Origin of the sequence: Hydrocoleum sp. CS-953, from assembly GCF_002260545.1 — a bacterium.
Taxonomy (GTDB): Bacteria; Cyanobacteriota; Cyanobacteriia; order Cyanobacteriales; family Microcoleaceae; genus Trichodesmium.
The window spans coordinates 1-7,908 of sequence record NZ_LGSU01001205.1 but is presented as its reverse complement, the minus strand read 5'-3'; the positions used below and the strand labels follow the sequence as shown (position 1 = coordinate 7,908).

Sequence of the window (7,908 nt, the reverse complement as noted above, 5' to 3'; positions counted from 1 at the left end):
AATTTGACAGAAAAGAAACTAAAAAATCAGCAGCAATTAGATTTTAAGATTCTGATTGACGGTGTATTTTTCCAAATAAATAATACAGGTATCGCTCGTGTCTGGAAGTCTTTGTTGGAAGTATGGTCGAAAGATAGTTTTGCTAAAAATATTTTAGTGCTTGATAGAGCAAAAACTGCGCCGAAAATTCCCGGCATAAAATATCGTGTTGTGCCTGGATATAACTATGGAAGAATAGATGCAGACCGTCAAATGTTGCAGCAAATATGTGATGAAGAAAATGCCGATATTTTCATTTCTACTTATTACACAACACCTATCTTAACGCCATATATATTTATGGCTTATGATATGATTCCAGAAGTTTTAGCTAAAAATCTTGATAACCCTTCATGGCAAGAAAAACATCGTGGTATTAAACAGGCAATTTCTTATATTTCAATTTCTGAAAATACAGCTTGGGATTTAGTAAAATATTTTCCTCAAATATCTGCAAATTCTGTCAAGGTTGCTCACTGTGGAATTGAACAGAAATTTTCTAGAGCGACTCCTCAAGAAGTTGCTAATTTTCAACAAAAATATCAGATTAATCGACCATACTTTTTGATAGTAGGTGAGAGAATAGGTTGGCTTGGTTATAAAAATACTATTTTATTTTTTCAAGCTTTTGCTCAATTAGAAAAATCCACAGAATTTGAGATTCTTTGTATAGGGGGAAATAGAAAACTAGAGCCAGAATTAAGCAAATATATTTCCGGTAGTAAAATTCATTTATTGCAAGTGAATGATCAAGAATTAAAATCTGCTTATTCTGGAGCGATATCTTTAATTTATCCCTCAAAATATGAAGGTTTCGGACTACCAATTTTAGAAGCAATGGCTTGTGGTTGTCCGGTTATTACTTGTAAAAATGCTTCAATTCCAGAAGTTGCAGGAACAGCGGCTTTATATATAAAAGAGAATGATATTAATGGCTTAGTAAATGCTTTGGGTGAAGTGCAAAAATCTGAGGTTCGGCAACAATTAATTACTGCTGGTTTAGCACAAGCTCAAAATTTTTCTTGGTCGCAAATGGCTAAGATTATGACTGATGTATTTATCCAGACTTTTAATCAAATTAAAGTAGGGGAATTATCTGCTATGGAAGGTAAGAAAAATTTCGGGGAAATTCTATTTCAGATAAATCAAGATCAGTTAGAAATGCAGATTAAGGAAAAGGAATTATCTGCTATGGAAGGTAAGAAAATTTCAGGGGGAATTCTGTCAAAAATAAATGACGCGGAATTAGAAATGCAGATTAAAGAAAAAGAATTATCTGTTATGGAAGATAGGAAAAATTTAGATGAAATGAAATTTAATCTAAATAACGGGCAGTTAGAAATGCAGATTGAAGAAAAGGAATTATCTGCTATGAAAGGTAAGAAAATTTTCGACAAAACTCTGTTAAAAATAAATCAGGGACAGTTAGAAATGCAGCGTCATTTTTGGAATGTTAATTCTCTAGATGAAGCTATGTTTGGGAGAGTGCTAGCTTACAGCGGAATTGATACACTTTCCCCGGAAGAAAAAAAGCAAGCTTGGGAAAATTCAATAGAAAATTGGATGCCACAAATTTTGGAAGGTATCTCTATTAAACCAGAGTGGAAAGTATTAGAAATTGGTTGTGGTGTTGGTCGTCTTATTAAGTATTTACGAAAAAAATTTGCACAGGTAGATGGTGTAGATATTTCGGAAAATATGATTCAGTTTGCTCGGCAATATTTAGCTGATGGAAAACAGAATGGAGAGGTATTTGTTAATAATGGCTATGATTTACAAGAGTTGTCTGATGAATATTACGATTTTGTTTTTTCGACGATAGTTTTTCAGCACATTCGTTCTATTTCTATTGTCAAAAATTATTTCCAAGAAACATTTCGGGTCTTAAAACCGGGAGGATATTTTAAAATTCAAGTACATGACCACAGCGCTGAAGGTTTAGGAAATTTTGATGAGGAAGGAGCGAAAGATAAGCAATATTATTTTTCTGGTAATGCTTATACTGAAGAACAATTAAAAGATTTATTAATTGCAGCAGGATTTAATTTAGTTTCTTTAAAATCTGCTAAACCTTGGATTTGGGCAACGGTAAGGCGAGAACAACAAAGAGAAGTAGCTGTAGAAAAATTTCCTCAAATAGCTACTCTCAAAAATAATCAAATGGGTATTGAATATCCAGAAATTTCTCCATTGTCAGATAATAGCTATCGACCGTTTTGGTCTGTGATGATTCCTACTTATAAAAAGGTCAAATATTTAGAACAAACTCTGAAAAGTGTGTTGCAACAAGCTCCTCCTCCAGAGGAAATGCAAATAGAAGTAATTAATGATTGTCCTGATGAAAAAATTCAATCTGAAATAGAAGCTATTGTCCGAAAAGTAGGGGGAGAAAGAGTTAATTTTTATCGGCATTTTCCTCAAGATATTGGTCAAGCTCCGATTTTTAATGTTTGTCTACAAAGAGCAAAAGGATACTGGGTTCATCTACTCCATGATGATGATTTTGTTTTGCCTGGTTTTTATGAAAAGTTACGTCGGGGAATAGAAAATAAAACAACAGTAGGAGCTGCATTTTGTCGCCACTATTATATAGATGAAAATGATAAGAAAAAGTTTTTATCTGTTTTGGAAAGAGATACTCCTGGAGTTATAGAAAAATTTTCAGAAAAGATTACTGTAGAGCAACGTATTCAAGTTGTGGGAATGGTAGTTAAACGTGAAACTTATGAACAATTAGGTGGTTTTTGTGACCAAGCTGCTTCTGCTGCTGATTGGGAAATTTGGAAACGAATAGCTGCTTTTTATCCTATTTGGTTTGAACCGGAAATTTTGGCTTGTTTCCGTTTACATTCTTCCTCGGAAACTTCCCGGTTAATGCTGTCTGGAGGTAATATAGAAAATGCTAGGAAAGCTATAGAAATTACTCAAACTTATTTACCAACAAATATGGCTGAAGAATTATCAAATAAAGCTAGGGAACATTATGCACTTGAAGCTATGAAAATGGCTGCTTCTATGTTGAAAGGAGGTAATACTAATGGAGCTATTGCTCAAATTCGGGAAGGTCTTAAATGTAGTAGGTCTCCCTCGGTAATTAATTTATTGGTTTCTATTTTGATTAATGCAGAAACGGAGGCTGAAACTTCTTTAGTTAAGACAACGAGTCAGGAAGTAGTATCTTTAGAATCTCAGTTAATAGAACAAAACAAACCTACACATAATTTTGAAACTAATTTATTGCCTTCTCTGGTAGAAGTCAATAAAGAGATTGAANTAAATGTAGTAGGTCTCCCTCGGTAATTAATTTATTGGTTTCTATTTTGATTAATGCAGAAACGGAGGCTGAAACTTCTTTAGTTAAGACAACGAGTCAGGAAGTAGTATCTTTAGAATCTCAGTTAATAGAACAAAACAAACCTACACATAATTTTGAAACTAATTTATTGCCTTCTCTGGTAGAAGTCAATAAAGAGATTGAACTTTACCGACAAAACCAGTCCGATAAATCTACTTTAGTGAAGTTGCAGGAAGTTAGAAAGCAAATTGCAGATTCTTGGTTAAATTTCAATACCTTGGAAAATCTAAAAATTGCCTATTTAGGAGAACTTGGTCAAATACATAAAGCCTTATTGAAAAGCAGTATTAAAGAGGAAAGCTTAACCGAAACCGAGCAAAAATTTGTCACTCAAATAAAAGCTAATATTGCTAAAGGATTTAACCAAGCTTTAGACATTAAGAATCTTTTAGCAGGTATGCTTTATCAAAGAGCAGATAGACTAGAAATTAAATACGAAAAAGCTCCCATTCCTAACTGGTTTGCTACAGACTATTTAAAATTTATGTTTGCTTCTCCTCAGCTTTTCCAGGAAATAGGAGAAACAGATAATTACTATCATTTTATGGCTGGATGGTTGAGTTACGTTCATAATAATATATCCACAAATCCAGACTCAGAATTATGGCAAGCGATCGCCTCGTTGTTTGTAGAAAATTCTAATTGGATACCTCTATATTTTACGACTACTCCAAATTTAAAAAATCTCTACGTCAAACGGGCAGAAATTATTGAATTTGTTCTTAAAAATCGTGGGTTACAGTTAGATTATACGATGGAGTCTCGCCCTTATGACCGCCAAAAAATTCGTTTGGGAATTCTTAAAGATCATTATAATCCTCAAACAGAAACATACTCTTTACTCCCAGTATTTGAACATTTAGATAGGAGTAAATTTGAGATATTTCTTTATGCAATAAATTCTAACGGACACCCCTTAGAAAAATATTGTCAAAGTCGTGTCGATAAATTTATAGAAGTACCAAAAGAACTAAAAAATCAAGTACAAACTATTCGTAATGACAATCTTGATATTTTGTTTTTCGGTTCTAATATTACTGCTATTACCAAAAATTCTACCTTACTGGCAACTCACCGACTAGCAAGAATCCAGGTTACATCAATTAACTCTCCTGCTACTACCGGAATGACACCCATAGATTATTACATCTCTGGCAAATTAACTGCTCCGACCGAGATAACCAAAGAACAGTATACCGAAAAATTAGTCAACATAGAAGGTTCCGGACTATGTTTCCGAGACCCCATCCCCGAAACTATTCCAGTAGTACAACCCCTCCGCTCCAGTTGGGGAGCAACCGACGAAACTACTATCTTTATTTCCGGTGCCAATTCCTACAAAATCATTCCCGAAATGCGGGAGACTTGGGCAAAAATTTTAGTTGCGGTGCCCAATTCCATTTTAGTCTTGTACCCCTTTAACCCCAACTGGACAAATTCTTATCCCGTCAGACCTTTTATCCAACAGATGCGAGCTACTTTGGAAGGACATGGTATTGATAGTAAGCGCTTGGTGGTCATTAAAGCACTACCAAGCAAATCAGATATCAAAAAATGTTTAGAGTTAGCAGATATTTATTTAGACTCTTTCCCTTATGGTGGGGCAACCTCTTTAATAGACCCCTTAATGATAGGACTACCACCAGTTGTTGTGGAAGGAAATGCCTTAAGATTTAGGCAAGCGTCTGCTTTATTGCAGGAAATTAATATGGAGGATCTTATTGCTGATGGAGAAGAAAGTTATGTTAATTTAGCAGTTAAACTGGCAACTAATTCTGAGTGGCGACAACAAAAACGGCAAGAAATTCAAGAAAAAATGCAGCAAAATCCTTCATTTTTAGACAGTCTTAGCTACTCTACAAAGATAGGTGAATTGTTCCAAGAATTATTCGAGCAGTGGCAAAATATTCATTTGCAAAAAAAGACAGAATCTACAAATAAAAAATCTTTAACGCCTAAATTTATTAATCGTTTAGTGGGTTGTGTAAATCTCTACAAAATTGACCCGACTGACCAATCTTTAGTAGAAGAATTACGTCAACTTCGTAAACAAATAGCTGATTTTTGGTTGGATATATCTCCAAAAGAATTAGAAACTATTTATCAAGGTAAAGTCCGACAAGCATATCTAGCTTTATTAGCAAGTGGGATTCAAAACGAACCTCAAACAGAAGATGAAGAGAAATTCCTCAAGGAATTAGCTGATCAAAGTATGGGTCTAACTAATCCTAAAGCTATTAATGCACTTTTAGGGGGAATGTTATATTTTCCACCAGGTAAAATGTTAGTCCGAGATGCTAAAAATCGTTTGCCTCAGTGGTTGATTAATGATTATAAACAGGTATTTGAAAGTAGAGAAGTTGCACAGAAGTTGGAAAAGACTTTTCAAGCTAAGTCTCCTCATTTATCAGAAGATTCTATTGGTAGAGATTTGGATACCAGACCTCTAAAAGCTGCTGAAGCTAAAACTGAAAAGAATCTAGTTTTAACAGAAAATAAGACAGATAATTTAGATTCTGCCAACCAAAAATTTATGAATCAATTATTAGGTAGTGTGAATCTTTATTATATAGATCCTTCTGATGAATCTGTTGTGAAAGAATTGCGTCAACTGAGAAAACAAACGGCTGATTTTTGGATAAATTTAGAACCACAAAAACTGGAAAATTTTTACTTAGGTGAAATGGGTAAAGCTTATCAAGCATTACTCAATAGTGGGGTGCAAAATCAATCTTTAGTAGAAAGTGAACAGGAATTTTTACAACATTTAGCTACCCAACTTGCTCAAGGAATAGAAGCGCCGAAAGCTATCAATTATTTATTAGCAGCAATGTTATATTGTCGTTCTGAACAATTGCGAATAGAAGACATAGATAAACTGCCTCATTGGTTACTAGAAGATTATCAAAAATTTGCGGGAAATGGATAATTAGAGATTGAATAGATCGGGAAATATAAAAAATCAGATAGGGAATTAGGAACAGGGAATAGGTGAATAAAAAATTATTTGCCATAAAGAAATTTACCATAATTTTGGGAATATGAATACTGATACCCGCTAACTGTAGACTGATTTTAATCCCGGCATTATTCAAGCTTTAAGATTTAGTTATTAGACAAGTTACTTAATACTTATTTGGTAAACATTCTCTTATTTCTCAATCAAATTATTTTGCTAAGTAGATAGAGAAAATTATTTGTGCATTTACTAATCAACGATATTCTTTTTGCCTCTTCCCTACTTTTCGGATTTTTTTTAAAATTTTCTNTTATTAGACAAGTTACTTAATACTTATTTGGTAAACATTCTCTTATTTCTCAATCAAATTATTTTGCTAAGTAGATAGAGAAAATTATTTGTGCATTTACTAATCAACGATATTCTTTTTGCCTCTTCCCTACCTCGCACAAATATTAAATTAATTCTTTATTTACAGGTATTTATAATTAGAATTTGCTGAAAAAGTCTTTTCAAGGAGTAGGGGAGTAGAGAGTAGTATAAAGGAGATAGTCAGATATATTTGTCCCTTGATTTTTCTGCTATTATTCTGCCTTTTATACTAACTTTTTGAGAGTTTTCAACTGAAAACCAGAAACTTTTTTCAATCCAAAAAGCTTTAAGCTTTTATCTTTCAAGAGTTTTAATTTTATTCAGCAAACCCTAAATAAAATTATCGTGATATATAGCAATCCGCGCATAGGTTGTGATAAATCAAAAAGTAGATAAAAAAACTGAAACTTACGCCTGTTCCCTATTCCCTAAAAGCGCTAATATTTTTGACACGAATAAAATAGGATTGCTATAGTTACTAACAGCTCACTTATTTATTAGAGAACGCACTTTACTTCCGCAAAACTAACTATGAATAAATATACCAATATCGCTGATTATTATGATAGTTTTACTGATTATTATGACCTTTTGATGACTCAAGGCTATTATGATTATCAAGGAATGGCTAATGCAGTCTATTCTTTAATAAAAGATGGTCGAAAAAAAATACTAGAATTAGGTGTAGGAACAGGATTATTTGCTGAAAAATTATTGGCACTTGCTCCTGAAGCTGAATTTACAGGAGTAGATATTACCTTATCAATGCTCAATATTGCTAGACAAAGATTGGGAGAATGGGGAAATTTAGTAGAAGCAGATATCTATAATATGAACCTTCAAGAAACTTTTGATATTGCTGTTTCTAGTAGAGGAGTTTGGGTAATTAGCCAAAGAGGCGATCAAACTGACTTAAGAAATCATACTAAGGATATTGATGAGGATATTAAGGGATTAATTAATGTTGCTAAACATCTGCGTCAAGATGGATTATTTATGTTGAGTATTCAGGGAGAACACAAAAGCTATCAACAAAATCTCCCCACAGGAATTGTTTATTCTCAGGAGATAGAAAAAATTGGGGAAAATGATGAAATTAAATCCATTGAGAAAACTTATTTTTTTAAGAGAGATGGAGAAATATTAGCTCAACAAAAACTGAAATTGAATTACATTAAGCAAT

2 protein-coding genes and 1 pseudogene are annotated in these 7,908 nt (G+C 33.2%); all 3 read left to right on the top strand.

Translation table 11 applies throughout. The features are described from left to right. Nucleotides 1–252: 252 nt before the first annotated feature. A pseudogene (locus tag AFK68_RS45785) lies at nucleotides 253–3,312 on the top strand (glycosyltransferase); the annotation flags it as partial. Between the two features lie 479 nt (nucleotides 3,313–3,791). Beyond that, nucleotides 3,792–6,323, top strand: a complete 2,532-nt coding sequence (locus AFK68_RS19950; protein WP_371357463.1) for a hypothetical protein — start codon at nucleotides 3,792–3,794, stop codon at nucleotides 6,321–6,323. A 933-nt stretch (nucleotides 6,324–7,256) separates the two neighbouring features. Further along, the coding region (locus AFK68_RS19945; RefSeq protein ID WP_094674462.1) for a class I SAM-dependent methyltransferase at nucleotides 7,257–7,908 on the top strand (652 nt) is incomplete at its 3' end.

Excerpts from the sequence above, each read along its gene's own strand:
- AFK68_RS19950 (WP_371357463.1), top strand. The coding sequence starts at position 3,792 with ATGCTTTATCAAAGAGCAGATAGACTAGAAATTAAATACGAAAAAGCT.